Origin of the sequence: Streptomyces sp. OfavH-34-F, from assembly GCF_022347745.1 — a bacterium.
In the GTDB taxonomy this organism is placed as follows: Bacteria; Actinomycetota; Actinomycetes; order Streptomycetales; family Streptomycetaceae; genus Streptomyces.
Genome location: NZ_JAKRGC010000150.1, coordinates 1 through 14720, shown reverse-complemented (window position 1 = coordinate 14720; position 14720 = coordinate 1). Strand labels below are relative to the sequence as shown.

The following is a 14720-nucleotide window of genomic DNA, read 5'->3' as shown; positions in this document are numbered from 1 at the left end:
GGTACCCCAGCGCTGCGCGCTGGGAAGCGGGAGCGGTCGCTGCGCTCCCTTGGCCCCCGCGATGCGGGGGCACCTCCCTTCGCTGCGCTCTGGGAGGTGGTGGGGCCGGCCGCTGCGCGCCCGGCGGGCCGCGCGGTGCGCGGCCTGATGCTGTGGGAGGTGATGGTGCGGCTGGTTGGGGTTGTGGTTGGGGAGTTGAGAGCGCTTCGCGCTCCCGGGGCGGGTCCGCTGCGCTCCCCCGCCTGACGGTCCTTCCGGCTGCGCCTCCAGAACCGTTGGGGCCCGCTGGCGCGGGCCAGGCTGGCTACGAGGGTGGGAGTCGCTCGTTGGGGTGGGTTTGAGTGTAGTGGCTGCATCAGATTGATGCAGCATGTACCGTTGGCGGAAACACGGGACACCCTATAAACGCCATGACACGGGGCACGGTCTTTTAGGCTGGATCAGCTCTGATACTCGGCCCACCAGGTAGGCGAGAATTGCGAATTGGGAAGGTCTGGACATCAGCCACAGAACGGTACTCCGGAAATGGGAAAGTCGAAATTTCGGCGTGCGGAGGTACTTGAGTCGCCCGGCCCTCGGGGCCGGGCGACGGAACCTGCTACGAAGGCCGGCCCCGCATCCGTCACGGTCGGCGCGACCCGAGACTCAGAGCCGCTGGTGTCGCCCGCGGTCTGCGCGGGATCATGGGCCCGCACGCGAAGCCGCCTCGGCCACGAAGGGTCCGGCCGGCGCCTGCGGGTCGACCTCAGCCACCTAATACTTACGCAGAGCAAGAACCCGCTGGTCAGCGACTTGTGCATCCGGTGATCTGTCACCCCAGGGGGTACACAACGCCTGCGATATGTACCCCCTGGGTAGTCATATCGGCGGCGAAACGTCAGTCAGGCTGACAGTTTTAGGTGCGAAACGTCAGTCAGGCCGACATCCTCGACAGCGTTCCGTCGAGCGGTCCGCGCTCGCGTACAGGGGGGAGATCTGTCCCCCCTGGGGGGACACAACACGCCGGAACGTCAGCCACGCCGACATATATGTCGGCGTGGCTGACATACTGCTGGCATCCAAGATCAGCGAAGTGGAGAGCAGCCTCGTGACACCCGAGCCACAGCGCCGCCGTCCCTCACCGAAGCGCGCCGCGCCGTACGGAGCTGCCTCTCGGTGAGGAGATCCAGGCGTGGTCCAAGCCGGTCCAGCCGGTTGAGGACCTCGACTCGGTCGCTCGCCGCTACCCGCGCCGGAAGCTCTCGCTCAGCAGCGAGCGCAGGCCGATGGAGTTCTACGACACCCGGGAGCGCCCCAAGGCGTTCTCCATGGACTCGCTGGAGTTCTTCTTCCTGATCGCACAGTACTTCCGCGAAGCCTTGCCTCTGCGTCTGATCCTGCTGCTGATCGCCTGCCAGAAGGCCGGCGGGCAGATCCGGCTGACGCAGGAGGAGATGGCCACGGTCCTGGACGTGCCCCGTGCGAAGACCAACGAGGCGCTGCAGGAGGTCATGAGCCATGGCATCGTCTTCAAGGTGCGCCGGGGCGTCTACCAGTTCAACCCGCCCTACTCGTACCGTGTAGCGGAGTTCATCCCGGGCACGGAGCTGGTCGAAGCCGAGTACGTGCAGGTCGACCAGGACAAGACGATCGCTAAGATCCGCCGGGACGAGAGCCTGCCGGATCTGGTCCGGTTCCCGTCGCTGGAGCACATGCGCGAGGCGATCGAGGAACTGCGCAAAAAGCGGGCCGAGGAACGCGCTGCACGCCGACTGGTCCGTGCGCAGCGCCAGGAGGAGGGATCAGCCCAGTGAGTACCTTGAAGTGGTCGGCGACCAACGCCGACGGCCTTCTCGCCGACCTGGACCTGCCGCCCGCCGCCTACCGGGCGCTGCTGAAACTGCGGGCGCGCAGCGAGGCCGGCGGCCGCATCGCGATGGACCAGGCCACCCTCGGTGAGCTGCTCGGCCTCAGCCGCCCCAGCGTGAACGCCGCACTGCGGGAGCTCGAGCTGGCCAAGCTCGTCAGGAAGGTCCGCAACGGCGTCTACCAGATCAACCCGATGCTGGCCGGCTACAACTCTCCCGAGGACGCCCTCGACGCCGTCAAGGCGATGCCCAAGGCGGACCGGCTGGACAGCAAGACCTACGTGACGGACTACCACCAGGCCGTCGCCGCCTACCAGGACCAGCTTGCCGAGCAGCGCAAGAAGCGCGCGACTGCGGCCGCCGCCAAGAAGGCCGCGGCCGCCAAGAGGCGCGGATCGCTGCACGCCGTCAGCTGATCCGACCCGCGCCCTCCTACAGGCATCGGCGCTGCACCCTCCACGGGCGCAGCGCCGATCGCGTTCCCGGTGTCGACGCCGACACCAAAGGGCCCCGTCTGGATGGACAAAGGTTCCCCCGTACAGGGCCAAACCGATCGCCACCAGCTCGGTCGGTGTGGCTGGGCGAGCCGTGCCGGGCCGCTCGCAGCGAGAGGGCGGTAGCACCAGGTGAACCGGTCCGTTCTGAAGCAGCAGAGCAACCCCCGATGCCCGGCGGCCCCCGTGTATGCAGCAGCTGTGCATGGATCTCGTCCGGAACATCGCAGATCTGTGAACTCATGCCGCAGCCGCGGAGGCAGCGGGCCGCCACTGCACCAGCAAGGCGGGCCTTGCTGCCCGTGCAGCACCCGTCTGCCCTCAAGGCCGTGCGAATGCTGCGCCACGTTTCTCGCCGGAGGCGCAGCAGCGTCTTGCACCCTTCACCACCAGGAGCAGCAGCACGTCGGCGGCCGGGCGGATGTCGCGGTTCGTCGAGCGAGTGACCGGCTCGCCAGGCTGGGGCCTGCGAGGTCGGCCTGGCCCGGGCTGCGTAGGGACCGCGGCCGCCAGCGCTCGTTCAGGCCGCCGTCCCGGAGACCCGGGTGGCTGGGGAACTCGCAGATGTACGACCATGGTCCTGTGTCCGTGCCGCCTGCTCTGCATCCGATCCGCCTGTTCCGCCACGATGCCGGGGGCTTCGCCCACCGCCCCGATCTCTTGGACGAGCCGCTGTTCTGGTGGCAGCACCTGAGCGCCTGCCTCCGCGAGGGGATACCCCGCTCCTGGCTGGAACCCCGCGACCCCCGCGTCGCCCGGGCGTTCTCGCGTGGACTATGGGCTGGGGCCGACCGGCCGGTGTTCACCGTTCCACTCGCCGGCGGCCTCCGCCTGCACGTGGTCTACCAGAACGACGACAAGGACGCCGCCGTCGACTACCTGATCCACCACCCCGCCTGGGCGCAAGCCGAACCCCTCGCGCGGGACGCCGGGCACTGGCGGGGGCCGGGGCTGTCCTGGGACGAACTGGCCGGCGCGGCCGACAACGGCCTGCCCGGCGGCACCACCACCGACCCCGGTCTCCGGATGCTTCTGCTGCTGCCCGCGCTCGGCGACCACGAGCCGCCGTCCCGCGCGGGCGAACGGCTCGCGGTCGTCCTACGCGACCGCCTCGGCGTCCCCGAACCTGGTCGGCTGGCCGCGGCCGTACTGCGCCGCCAGGGCGTGGCTGGCCCGTCCCGGTGGAGCACCGACGCCCGCGGCGTCCGCACCGACGACGGCGGCCACTCCTTCCGCAACCCGGCCAACCGGGACGCCCTGCCCGACTGCCGCCTTGCCCAGATCTCCGCGGCCCTCACTGACCGCCGAGCTGTCCCCCACCGCGACCACCGGCTGGCCGACTGCCGGCCCGACGGCTGCCCAGCCACCCCCCGCTCCACCGCCGACTGCCCCCGCCGGGCCGCATATACGGCCTGGCTCACTGCCCTGACAGCGGATCCGGCACCCCCCTTCTAGGTCGTCTCTGCCGGATCTTGGCGGTCAGCCCCGACCGCCCCCATCTAGGGCGAGTGGCTGTCCGCAGGCTCCGGCGAGCCCTTCAGGTCACAGCCGGGCGCTGGGCAACGAGGGTCTCGCAGTGCCCCAGGGACGCTGCCGCCACTTCGAGGTCGCCTTCCCCCGCGGCCCGGCACGCCACCCCCATCACCGCCAGCATGATCTGCAACGGACTGTCCTCGCCGTCGGCACCGGCTTCTTCGACCAGGGTGAGCAGCACGCGGTCGGCCTGGTCCAGGACGTCGGACCAGATGTAGCCCAGCGCCTGGGGGTCCACGCCGGTCAGCGTCGTCAGCCACAGGTCGGCGTGCGACCGGAGCTGCTGCTCGGCAGTGCGGTAGTCCAGGACGGTCCCGCAGGGCATCGAGCCGTTGTCGGGGTGGGTCGCGGCCGCGGGCCACGCGGGCAGGTCCTCGCAGTGGGCTGGGCACAGGAAGACGAGCCAGGCCGCGCCCGGTCCGCTCTCCCGCGCCGGACCTTCGCGGAGCGTGGCGGCCTGAAGGGAGCAGCCCACCAGAACGTTGCGGAGCCCACCGAGGGCGCGGTCGGCGGAGAGCTGCTGGATGAGGTGGGGCACCTCGGCTCCTTCGGCGGCTAGACCTCGATGTACGCAACGACGACCACGGTCCGCAGAGCGGTCACCCAGTACAGGAGCCGTACGCGCTCGACTTCGTCGGCGTACTCGCGCAGCTGCGGGCCGATGGCGCTGCCGGGGATCGGCGCGCCGACCTCGGGGTCGACGGAGACGACGACCAGGGCGCGGTCCAGGGCGTGCAGTTCGGCTTCGCTGGTGATGGCGTCCAGCTGCTTGGCGGCGGAGTCGGAGAACGCGATGCGGGCGCGGCGCGGGCCGTGCGGTGCGGGCATCAGGCGACGGCCGGGCGCTGGGCGGCGAGCCGGGCGAGGTGGGCCTCGCGCAGCTCCTCCCAGGGCGTGCAGTCCTCCACCGAGGGCAGGCCGTTGGTGGCGATGTCCTCCAGGACGGCGGCGAGCTGGTCGGCGCTCTCGCGGGTCCGGGCCGCGTACGCGCGCAGCCCGTCGGCGGCCGCGGGCTCCAGCTGCTGCCGGACGGTGGTGTCGGCGGGGGCCGGCTGTTCGCTCATCGAGGGCCTCCAGGGCGCGTAACTTGCGGGTCTCACCACGGTATCGCCGGGTGCACGGGCCGGGGACCACTCCGGCCGAATTGGGCACCGGTCGCACTCCGTACCCCGCACCTGGAGAAGTGTCACGCTGCTCAGTAAACCGGAAAACGGGGTTCGAGCCCGTGATTGCGGGCCCGACTGGCAGCGTGACAGCCGGATCGAATGCGCGTGACAGTCACCCTTGGTGATCAATGGGCGGGGTGGGCGCGGGCGAGGAACACGGCCAGGGCGCCAGCTGCTTCCGGCTCGGTGGTGGCGAGGCGGGCCGCGAACGCCAGCTCGTCGACGTCGGCGCGGGGGACCAGGCGGGCCAGTTCGGCGAGCAGCGCGGCGTGCGCGAGGACCGGCGCGGTGAGGAGGCCGGCGGCTTCCTGGCGGGCCGCCGGATCGCAGTAGTGCCCACGGTGCGCGGCCAGGGCGCGCGCGAGCCAGCCGTCGACGTCGGCCTGGACGTACCCGCCGGCTCGCCGGGTCAGTTCCTCGCGTACGGCTTCGTCACCGTGCCGGGGCTCGGTCTGCTCCAGGGTGCCGAGCTCGCGCAGCGCCTGGAGCTCGTCGGCGCGGGCCGCGATCCGGGCCGCTTCGCGCAGCTCGGCTTCCCGGGCGGCGGCGGCCGCGGAGTCGGCGGCGAGCTCGGCCTGGACGACGTCGTCGGTGTCCGGGTCGTAGACCGTGCCCGGTGCGGCCGCGGCGAGCAGCTGGTCCAGGCGCTCCCACTCCGCGAGCTCCGCCGGGCCGCGTACGTCGTCGGCCAGGTCCTCGTGCCGGGACGCCTGCCGGGCGTCGAAGCGCGCGTCCTCGAGGGCCGCCGCGATGGCGCCGGCGTCCATGCCCATCGCCCGGCGCCGTACGACGCGGCGGCCGATCCGCGCCGGGTCGTACGGCTCACGGGGCGCGGCGACGCGCGGGGCGAGCGGTCGGCGGGTGCTCTCGCCGGGCGGCCAGAACCGGGTCATCTTCGGTCTCGCATTCATCGTGCGGATTCGGTTCGGGCCGCCGCCAGAACGCTTCTTCGGCGGCCCGCCGACTGGTTTATAGCAGGCTCCGAATTCGGCCGGATCAGAACCGGAAAGAAATCGAGCTGACCGCCGTGAAGTCCGCGCGGAGGCCATCGGCCCGTGTGCCCCATTCCGTGAAATACGACTCCGTGATGGCCTCCGCGACGATGGGATGCAGCTCCTCCTCCGTCGCACCGGCCTCCTGGAGTGCCAGGATCTACTGCACGTAGGTGGGCGAGATGTCCGTGGTGATGTGGCGCTCGCGGCCGTCGTCCGAGCTGCCCGTGCACGTGAACCCGAAGTACGCCGTCACCTCCACCATCATCCCCCTGGACGTGGCCGCCGCCGCGCGGACCAGTGCTCTGACCTGGGGTTGCCACTCGGATTCGGTCTCCTCCAGCAGGGCGGCCTTCAGGCGCTTCTGCGGAGTCGTCAGTTTCCCGGCCCGGTAGCGCTCGATCGTGCGAGTTGAGGTGCCCACATGTTCCGCCAGGCTCTTCGCTGACCCCATCATCCGCGTGAGGAGGAATTTCACTTGTGCATTGGCGGATTTCGGAGCGGGCCGGGTGAAGACCTTCCGCTCCGCCCGCGCGAGGGCTTCCAGGATCTTGCCGCGGGGAGGGGCCGGCTGCTGCTGCTCGTGATCGCTCATACCTCCAGGGACCACGGTGCACCTGTGGACAGAGGCCAGCCTCCCGGGTCCAAGTCGGTGCCGCCCGCCGGGTGTGACGACGCAGCACAGTTGGCAAATCAGCACGCTTGTTGGCAAACGACGTTGATGTCAGCCTGCGGCTACTCTGCGAAGTGATCAGTTGTGATCAACGGCTGCGGGGCGGCGTACGAGCTGGTCGTCTGGTGCGGTGAATCCGAAGACCGTCCCCCAGGTGCGTTCCGATGGGTGCGTCCTGGGCGACCTGATGTTGTCGTACAGGAGCCTGGATGAGGCCCGTACGCGGTTGGTGATGCGGGACAACTGGGCGAGGCGCTGGACGGCTGCGTGGCAGATCAACGGGTTGGAGGTCGTCTGGCCGGTCCGGGATCTGGGTTCGGTGCCGGTGCTGTCGTCGAAGCCGGTCCGTGGTTTCACCTGGAGGACGAAGCAGCGGCATCGTCCCGGGCTGGAGTTCCTGGTCTCGACGGGGCGGAAGCACGGCTACGAGTCGCTGGAGGAGAGGGCTGGCCTGCTGGCCCTGGACTTCATGGCGGTGATCGAGGTGCTTCCGCAGCCCTTCGCCCTCGCTTTCGAGCACGTCGACGGCCACGCGGGGCACATCCCCGACTTCCTGGCGGTGATGAGGGACGGCGGGCACTGGCTGCTGGATATCCGGCCCGCCGGACTGGTCGGTGAGCTGGACGCGGTGAAGTTCGCCGCGTCCCGTGAGGCGGCGGCCGCATGCGGCTGGCACTACTCGGTGATCACCGGCTGGCGGCCGCACGTGCTCTCGGGGCTGGACGCCCTGTCGGCACAGCGGCGGCCGATGACGGACCAGTTGGGCTGCCAGCCGGCCCTGCTCGCGGCCGCCGCGAACGGGCCGGTTGAGTTCGGGGAACTGGTACACGCGACACGGCTGCCGGCGGTGGGCCGCGCTCATGCGGTTCATCTGCTCTGGCATCGCAGACTCGGCTTCGACCTGGGCCGTCCGCTGGATGATTCAGCCCTGGTCTGGCCGGCGGGCTGGACGGAGTCCCGGTGATGGCGGCACAGAGGTTGCTGGAGCTGGCTCCGGGGGCCGGGTTCCGGATCGACGGCGTCGACTGGGTCGTCGACGAGGTGGAGCCCCAGCACGGTCGCGTCACCTTGGTCAGTGCGGAGGGCCAGACGGAGGACCGGACGGTCAGCTGGCTCATGCACCACCGTCCTGAACCTCTGCCGGAGGTCGTGGAGGTGCCTGGCCGGAACGGCCGTCGGGCCCAGCCGCGGACTCTGGCGGATCTGACGCCGCTCCAGCTCAAGCACGCCCGGCTGCGGGCCGAGCATGTCCGGGAGGCCGTCACCGGATTTCGTGAGGGGCACCCGGCGAAGGCCCGGCCGGGTGAACCGCGGGCCGAGTACGATCCGGCCCGCACGACGCTGATGGAACGCCGCAAGACCAAGGCCAGGGAACTGGCCGGCCTCGACCCGCTGGAGGCGGAGCTTCTCGGACTGCGGCGGATGAGCGAACGCACGCTGATCCGCCTGTCGGCGCCGCACGTTGACGAGCTGGTGCTGGCCTGCGCGGACGGCCGCTGGACCCGACGCAGGACAGGACGGGTGGTCCGGCCAGAGATCCGGGAGGCGATCCTCGCCGTTCGTCAGGAGTCGGTGCGGCGATCGCGGATGTCGATGCGGGGCAAGCACCGTCTGCTGCACCAGTACATGGCCGAGCGGTTCCCCTCCTTCCCCACGAAGGACGTCCCCAGCTGCGACACGCTGAGCCGGATCTGGCGGGAGTGGTTCGGGGCCGGCGGCGCCCGCCAGCGCTATCTGGCAACGGCGGAGATGCTGGATGACACCGGGCCGCGGGTGGTGGTGCACCGCCCGGGGCAAGTGGTCGCCCTGGACTCGACGCCTCTGCCGGTCAAGCTCCGCGAGAGCGTCTTCGGCGAGCCGATCTCGGTGATGCTCACCCTGGCCTTGGACGTCTACACGCACTCGTGTTGCGCTTTCCGCCTGACGATGGTCTCGGACACCTCGGTGGACGTCGCGATGCTGCTGCGGGACGTGATGATGCCGCTGCCGATGCGGGAGGGCTGGGGCGAGGAGATGGAGTGGCCCTACCCCGGGGTCCCCGCCGACATCGTTGCCGACTTCGCCGGCCACAAGGTCGCCGGTCTGCCGTTCTTCGCCCCGGAGACGGTCACCACCGACCACGGCGCCCCCTACAAGAACCACCAGATCGTCCAGGCCCAGGACGAGATCGGCTGCAACATCCTGCCAGCCCGCACGATGCGGGCCACGGACAAGTCCGCGGTCGAGCGGGCCTTCGGCTCGCTGAAGACGATGCTGCTCGAGCACCTGCTGGGGTTCACCGGCACGGACGTCGCCGACCGGGGGACGGATCCCGAGGCCGACGCGGTGCTGACCATCGGGCAGATGGAACACGTCATCGCGACCTGGATCGTGAGGATCTGGCAGAACCACGCGCTCGGTGAGTACGCGCCCAGCTGGGAGCCCGGAGGCTACCACAGCCCGAACTCCCTGTTCGCCGCGTCGATGCACCAAGGCGGCTGGGCGATGCAGATCCCGACGCCCGAGCTCTACTACAAGCTGCTGCGCAAGCACCACGTGATGATCCACCGCCGTCGCGGGGTGAAGATCCTGGGCCTCTACTACTACGACCCGGTGCTGGAGGAGCCCCGCTTCCAGGGCCCCTCAGCCCGCGGCGGCCGGCACGCAGCACGGTGGGTCGTCCGCAGCGACCGACGGGACCGGCGCAAGGTCTTCCTCCAAGACCCGGACGATCACGAGACCTGGCACCACCTGCGCTGGACGGGGCTTCCGTCCGAGGGCGAGGTCCCGGCGTTCTCGGATAAGACCGTCGAGGCCCTCATGGCGGACGTCCGCCTGCGCAAGCTCAAGGTCCTCAGCGACACCGAGCTCCTGCGCCCGCTGCTGGAGATCCTGCGGTCGGCGGCCCCTGTCGATCAGTGGCCCACCCAGATGACCAGGAAGGAGAAGGTGGCCCGCTCGCGGCTGGCCTCCCAGGGCCGGGCCGCGGCATCCGACCGCCCGCCCGCGGCGGCTCCGGCAGCTGGGGAAACAAGTCCGAACGCCGGCGCCCAGGAGTCGGCCGGACCGTCCTGGCCCCGGGATGCGCGAACCGTCCAGGCCGCCGTCGACGCGGACCTGCGCCGACGACGTGAGGGCCTCGACCAGTCTCCCCAGGCTCCTCAGCTGCTGGATAACGCTCTGCGGCAGCGGAGCTTGCTCCTACTGCCCGAACTGGACGACGACGAGCCGGGGGACGACACATGACCGACACGACAGGGCCGCGCGATCTGCTGACGGGCCTGCCCTCCAGGAGGAAGATCGCCGAGCTGATCCTGGCGGACACACCCAGCCGCGACACGTTCGCCGGCTGGCAGCACTTCCGGACCACCCGCGGCCTGCTGGTCCCGGCCCAGCGGCTGTCGGCTGCCCAGTGGGGCACACTGCCGCCCCGGCGGCGCGACGACTACGACACCTACCGGCAGATGAGCAACGTCAACCTGCCGCTGCAGCAGACGCCGATGGCCCAGAAGGTGTCCCGGCTGATCGACCGCCGGCTCACCGCCAACACCCGCAAGAAGGGCGACCCCACGCTGGCCGGGGTCATGGTCAGCGGCTGGGGCCAGCACGGGAAAACCGCCACCGTCTGCCGGGTCGTCGCCGCCTTCGAAGACCGGTGGCTGCGACTGCACAACTCGGTCAACCCGGCATCCGTCGCGGGCACGGTGGACCTGCACTCCCCGGTCGCCTACGTCCAGGCCCCGGTCACCGCGACACCGAAGAGCACCTGCGTCACCATCCTGAACTTCTTCAAGGCCCCCTCCAAGAGCCTGAACCTGCCGCAGCTGGTCCGGCAGGTCGCCGACTCGCTCAGGGACCACGGCGTCAAGGTCCTCATCATCGACGACATCAACCGCCTGCGCATGCACCGCGCCGACGACCAGGACGTCCTCGACCTCATCCGGGCCTTCATGGGCCTGGACGTCACCTTGATCCTCACCGGGGTGAACATCCCCGGCACCGGCCTCCTGCGCGAAGCCCGCTGGAACGCCAAGCAGCGCTCATGGGTGATGCCGCCCCTGGAGACCACCCGCGTCCACGGCCTTGAAGTCACCCAGACCGAGCGGCGCTTCGAACTCGTGGAACTCGACCGGTTCCGCACCACCACACCCGCCGGAATCCAGGCGTTCGTGAACCACCTCCAGGGCATCGAGGAACACCTGCGGCTGCTGAACGCCCGCGACGGGATGCTCACCGAAGGGACCATGCCCGAGTACCTGATGCGCCGGACAGGCGGAGTCGTCGGGCTCCTCGGCCGGCTGGTCGAAGACGGCTGCCTGGAAGCCATGGCCAGCGGAAGGGAGCTCCTGGACGAAGCCCTGCTCGACGAGATCGTCATCGGCCGCGACGACCTCACCCACCCCCCGGACAGCGAGGCCGCTGCCCCGACGCCCAAGCCCGCCAAGCGCCGCGCCCGCAGCCGCGGCCGCAACACCGTCTTCGACGACCACGGGCCCCGAACCGACCAGGCCGCAGGCTGATCCGTGCGCCACCCGCTCGAACAACTGCCCCGGAGCCTTTCGCCACTGCCCGGGGAAGACCTTCACGGCTTCGTCCTGCGGCTCGCCCACCGCCTGGACATGAAGCCCGTCGTCCTTCTGCAGCACACCGGCCTGATCGCCCCGAACAGCCACTCGGCACCCGCGCCCCGGATGTTCATGCTGGAGAAGGACGCGCTCGCCGCGTTCTGCGCGACCACCGGCATGACGACGCACGATGCGGACGCGCTCACCTTCAAGCCCCACGTCAACAGCTATCCGCCCGTCGCCGAGGCCCTCCTGGGCATGCGCGGCCTGACGCCCGCCCCCCGCGGCGTCTTCCCCGCCTGGCTGCTGACGACATCGACGCGCTACTGCCCCTCCTGCCTCGCCGGTGACAGCTCGGCCATCCAGCAACGCCACGGAGGACCCTGGCAACTGGCATGGCGGATGGCGGCCAACTTCGCCTGCCTGGAGCACCGCTGTTTCCTTCGCACCACCTGCCCCTCCTGCGAGCTGCCGGTGCAGATGATCCGAGGCACCTCACGCAGTCTGATCGTCGAGCCGCACGCCGACCCGCTCCACCCAGCGCAGTGCCGCAACGTCGTCGACCCTCGACGGGGCCCCTGCGGCGCCCGGCTCGACACCGCCGATCTCAACGCCAGCGACTTCCCCTCGGACGACCTACTCCACCTGCAACGGCGTCTTCTGCAAGCCCGGCCCTACGGCGCGAGCAGCGCGTTGGATCCCCTGGCCGGCCACAACCGCATGACGGACCTCCTCGTTCTGGCCGCGCTCATCCGCGCCACCTGGCCACTGACCGCGAACCTGGCGCCGAGCGGCTCACTCGCACAGGCCCTCGAAGACGACCTCAGCCGACCCGGGCCGGCGCCGTCTCTGAGGATCTCCTCCACCGCCCAGAAGCGATGGGACAGCGACGTCTTCTCGGCCCGCGGCACAGCCGCCCTCCTGGCGATCTCGGCGCGAATCCTGAACCTGCCGCTGCCGGAACTCCGCCTGGAGCTCGGCCGGCTCATCGCCGAGTCACCTCCCCGCGACGACATCGCCTGGGGCCACACATGGCTGACCCTGCGGCGCGACAGCTCGCCGTTGTTCCGACACGAGGTCCTCCAACTGCTCGACCAGCGGTTCCCTCGGCCGCTGCCCACTCAGGTTGCTCTGCCAGGGTTCCTGCAGATCCGCCAGCGCAGTTACTCGCCGCAGGCGATCCCTCAGCAGCTGCCCGAGGAGTGGACGCAGATCATCACCGCGCCGCTCGGCCACTCGGGACGCTCGCCCGGGAACGTCGCGATCCGCAGGGCCCTGGCGGCACACCTCGTCCAGGCCGCGACGGGCATGTCGTTGAAGGAAGCAGGGGCCTACCTCGGCATCCCGTCGGCATGGATGGACGCCTGGGGAAGATTCCGCCCTCTGGAAGAGCGCCTGCACGGACGGCGGGTCGACTTGCCCACGCTGTTCCAGCGTCTCGCCGACCACGTCGCTGACCAGCCACCGCTGGACTACCACGCCCGACGGAAGCGCTTCGCGAACTGGACCCTCTCCGACTCGGCCATGCAGAAGATCGTCGACAAATACCCCAGCAGACGCCGGTTCATTGTCGGCGGCTCCCACAAAGCGTCGCGGATCGGCACCGGCTTCTCCGCCCTGGTCTGGTCCCGCCTCACCGGCAGCGAATGGCGCCTGGCGCCTGACCTGCAACCACTACCGAGGGGAGGAGTCGACGTGGTCGACGCCTCGATCATCTGCTCACTCCAAGGCCGCGATCCAACCCACCAGCCGTTCTACAAGTACCTCCACGACCTCCTGCCGGACTACGCCAGCGCAATCCTCGGAGGGGAAGATCATTAATGATCAGTTGTGGTCAACGCTTGCAGGACCACCGTCAGGGTCGGCCGCGTACGGTGCCGGCGGCTGTCCACGGCGCGGTGAGCGCGGCGGCCGCGGAGACGGCGGCCAGGACGAAGAAGAGCGGTCCGTAGCCGCCGAGCGGGACGGCCAGGGCGGCGCCGGCGAAGGGTGCGAGGGCTGCCGCTGTGGTGGCTGGTGCTGCGAGGAGGCCGGAGAGGCGGCCGTAGTGGGTTGCGCCCCAGCGGTCGGTGATGGCGGTGGCCTGGAGCAGGGTGAGGTTGCCGCGGACCATGCCGGCCACGATCGCCACGGCGATGAGCAGGCCGTACGGGCCGGGCGCGGCGGCGAAGGCGGCGGTGGTCAGCCCGCCGAGCGCGATGAGGGTCGTGGTGCGGGTTGTGGCGGTGGTGCGGCGGGCGAGGGCTGCGTACAGGGTGCGGCCGAGGGTCTGTCCTGCGCCGCCGATGCCGAGAGCCCAGGCGGCCTGGCTGGTGGTGTACCCGCGCTCCAGCAGGAGCGGGACGAGGGCGACGACGACGGCGTACATCGCGAAGCCGGACAGGGTGAAGGCGGCGGCGAGCAGGAGGAAGGGCCGGCTGCGCCCGACGCCCGCAGCGCCTTCGGCCTTGTGTGCCGGGTTGGTTGGGGCGTCGGGCCAGGGTGCGCGCAGGGCCAGGGCGTGGGCGGGGATGGTGACGGCGGCGAGGATGGCGGCGAGTGCGAGGTAGGTGTGGCGCCAGGACAGGTGGTCGGCGAGGGCCGCGGTCAGGGGTGCGAAGACGGTGGAGGCGAGTCCGCCGGTGAGGGTGACGATCGTCAGGGCGCGCACGTGGTCGGGAGCCCACCAGCGGGTCAGGGCGGCGAACGCGGGCTGGTAGAAGGTAGATGCCATCGCGAGCCCGGCCAGCACCCAACCGGCGACGAAGACCAGGATGTTCGGGGCCGCGGCCACGATCAGCAGGCTGATGACGCCGAGCACGGAGCCGGCGGTCATGACGGCGCGCGGGCCGCGCCGGTCGAGGATGCGGCCGACGCGGATTCCGGCGAGTGCGGAGACGACCAGGCCGAGCGAGAACGCGGCGGTGGTCGCCCCGGTCGGCCATCCCGTTGCGGTGTTGATCTGGGGGTTGAGGACGGGGAACGCGTAGTAGACGATGCCCCAGCTCACGATCTGCGTGGCGCAGAGGGCGGGCAGGGCGGCGCGGGCCACGCCGTCGAGGGCTGCGGCCAGGCGTTCGGCGTCCTGACGGGGACGGCCTTCGGCAGGGACGACCGGGTCGCCGCGGAGCAACTTCTCCGCCGCTTCCCTGTCAAGCCATGCGTACTGCTCGTCGGCCATCACATGTCCTTCTGCGTCCACGGACGCGAATGCGTCACACCGGCGGGGGCCACCAGGCCGGTGCGCGGGGGGCGTTGTACGGGGACGGTGCCGAGGTCTCCGGCGGGGCCGGACGGGTCCGGGGCGGTGAACAGCAGGTTCCCCCCCTCGACGTTGGTGACGATCAGCCAGAACCGGCCGTCGTGGTGCCGCAGGGTCGGCGCGTAGATGCCGCCGGAGGCGCGGGTGTCCGGGGTGAGGCGCAGCTGCTCCGGGCGGTCCAGGACGTTGCCGAGCTGCGTCCAGTGGACCAGGTCGCGGCTGTGGAAGGG

The 14720-nt window shown here is 70.6% G+C and carries 12 protein-coding genes and 2 pseudogenes; 7 read left to right on the top strand and 7 right to left on the bottom strand.

What is annotated here, in order from left to right:
- Positions 1–1265: 1265 nt before the first annotated feature.
- The 3 genes from MHW47_RS21110 to MHW47_RS21100 all read left to right on the top strand — a co-directional run bounded on the left by MHW47_RS21110 (position 1266) and on the right by MHW47_RS21100 (position 3796).
- Positions 1266–1793: a hypothetical protein gene (locus tag MHW47_RS21110; RefSeq protein WP_239225347.1), complete on the top strand. Its 528-nt coding sequence runs from the start codon at positions 1266–1268 to the stop codon at positions 1791–1793.
- Complete coding sequence (locus MHW47_RS21105) at positions 1790–2263, top strand: helix-turn-helix domain-containing protein (RefSeq protein ID WP_239225346.1); 474 nt, start codon at positions 1790–1792, stop codon at positions 2261–2263. Before MHW47_RS21110 ends, MHW47_RS21105 begins: the two co-directional genes overlap by 4 nt.
- A gap of 660 nt (positions 2264–2923) precedes the next feature.
- Positions 2924–3796: a hypothetical protein gene (locus MHW47_RS21100; RefSeq protein WP_239225345.1), complete on the top strand. Its 873-nt coding sequence runs from the start codon at positions 2924–2926 to the stop codon at positions 3794–3796.
- A gap of 82 nt (positions 3797–3878) precedes the next feature.
- Here MHW47_RS21100 and MHW47_RS21095 read toward each other — a convergent pair whose 3' ends face one another.
- The 5 genes from MHW47_RS21095 to MHW47_RS21075 form a co-directional block, all read right to left on the bottom strand.
- Positions 3879–4412 carry a hypothetical protein gene (locus MHW47_RS21095; RefSeq protein WP_239225344.1) on the bottom strand — a complete coding sequence of 178 codons (534 nt, stop codon included), beginning with the start codon at positions 4410–4412 and terminating at the stop codon, positions 3879–3881.
- Between the two features lie 17 nt (positions 4413–4429).
- Positions 4430–4702 (bottom strand): hypothetical protein, encoded by a 273-nt coding sequence (locus MHW47_RS21090; RefSeq protein WP_239225343.1) that lies wholly within the window; start codon positions 4700–4702, stop codon positions 4430–4432.
- The gene (locus MHW47_RS21085) at positions 4702–4938 is read right to left on the bottom strand and encodes a hypothetical protein (RefSeq protein WP_239225342.1); all 237 of its coding nucleotides are present in this window, start codon (positions 4936–4938) and stop codon (positions 4702–4704) included. Before MHW47_RS21085 ends, MHW47_RS21090 begins: the two co-directional genes overlap by 1 nt.
- A 227-nt stretch (positions 4939–5165) precedes the next feature.
- Positions 5166–5951 (bottom strand): hypothetical protein, encoded by a 786-nt coding sequence (locus MHW47_RS21080; RefSeq protein ID WP_239225341.1) that lies wholly within the window; start codon positions 5949–5951, stop codon positions 5166–5168.
- A 241-nt stretch (positions 5952–6192) separates the two neighbouring features.
- The gene (locus MHW47_RS21075; protein WP_239225340.1) at positions 6193–6627 is read right to left on the bottom strand and encodes a terminal protein; all 435 of its coding nucleotides are present in this window, start codon (positions 6625–6627) and stop codon (positions 6193–6195) included.
- Between the two features lie 232 nt (positions 6628–6859).
- Between MHW47_RS21075 and MHW47_RS21070 the strand changes: the two genes are divergently transcribed.
- From MHW47_RS21070 to MHW47_RS21055, 4 genes are read left to right on the top strand one after another with little or no spacing between them, the layout of a single operon-like run.
- Positions 6860–7669, top strand: coding sequence for a TnsA-like heteromeric transposase endonuclease subunit (locus MHW47_RS21070; RefSeq protein ID WP_239225339.1), 810 nt, complete (start codon positions 6860–6862; stop codon positions 7667–7669).
- Positions 7669–9930 carry a transposase gene (locus MHW47_RS21065; protein ID WP_239225338.1) on the top strand — a complete coding sequence of 754 codons (2262 nt, stop codon included), beginning with the start codon at positions 7669–7671 and terminating at the stop codon, positions 9928–9930. Before MHW47_RS21070 ends, MHW47_RS21065 begins: the two co-directional genes overlap by 1 nt.
- Complete coding sequence (locus tag MHW47_RS21060; RefSeq protein ID WP_239225337.1) at positions 9927–11204, top strand: ATP-binding protein; 1278 nt, start codon at positions 9927–9929, stop codon at positions 11202–11204. The genes MHW47_RS21065 and MHW47_RS21060 overlap by 4 nt, the downstream gene beginning before the upstream one ends.
- Before the next feature lie 3 nt (positions 11205–11207).
- Complete coding sequence (locus MHW47_RS21055; protein WP_239225336.1) at positions 11208–13070, top strand: TniQ family protein; 1863 nt, start codon at positions 11208–11210, stop codon at positions 13068–13070.
- Between the two features lie 34 nt (positions 13071–13104).
- Here MHW47_RS21055 and MHW47_RS21050 read toward each other — a convergent pair.
- Both MHW47_RS21050 and MHW47_RS21045 read right to left on the bottom strand, forming a co-directional pair.
- A pseudogene (locus MHW47_RS21050) lies at positions 13105–14193 on the bottom strand (MFS transporter); the annotation flags it as partial.
- A 269-nt stretch (positions 14194–14462) separates the two neighbouring features.
- A pseudogene (locus MHW47_RS21045) lies at positions 14463–14720 on the bottom strand (family 43 glycosylhydrolase); the annotation flags it as partial.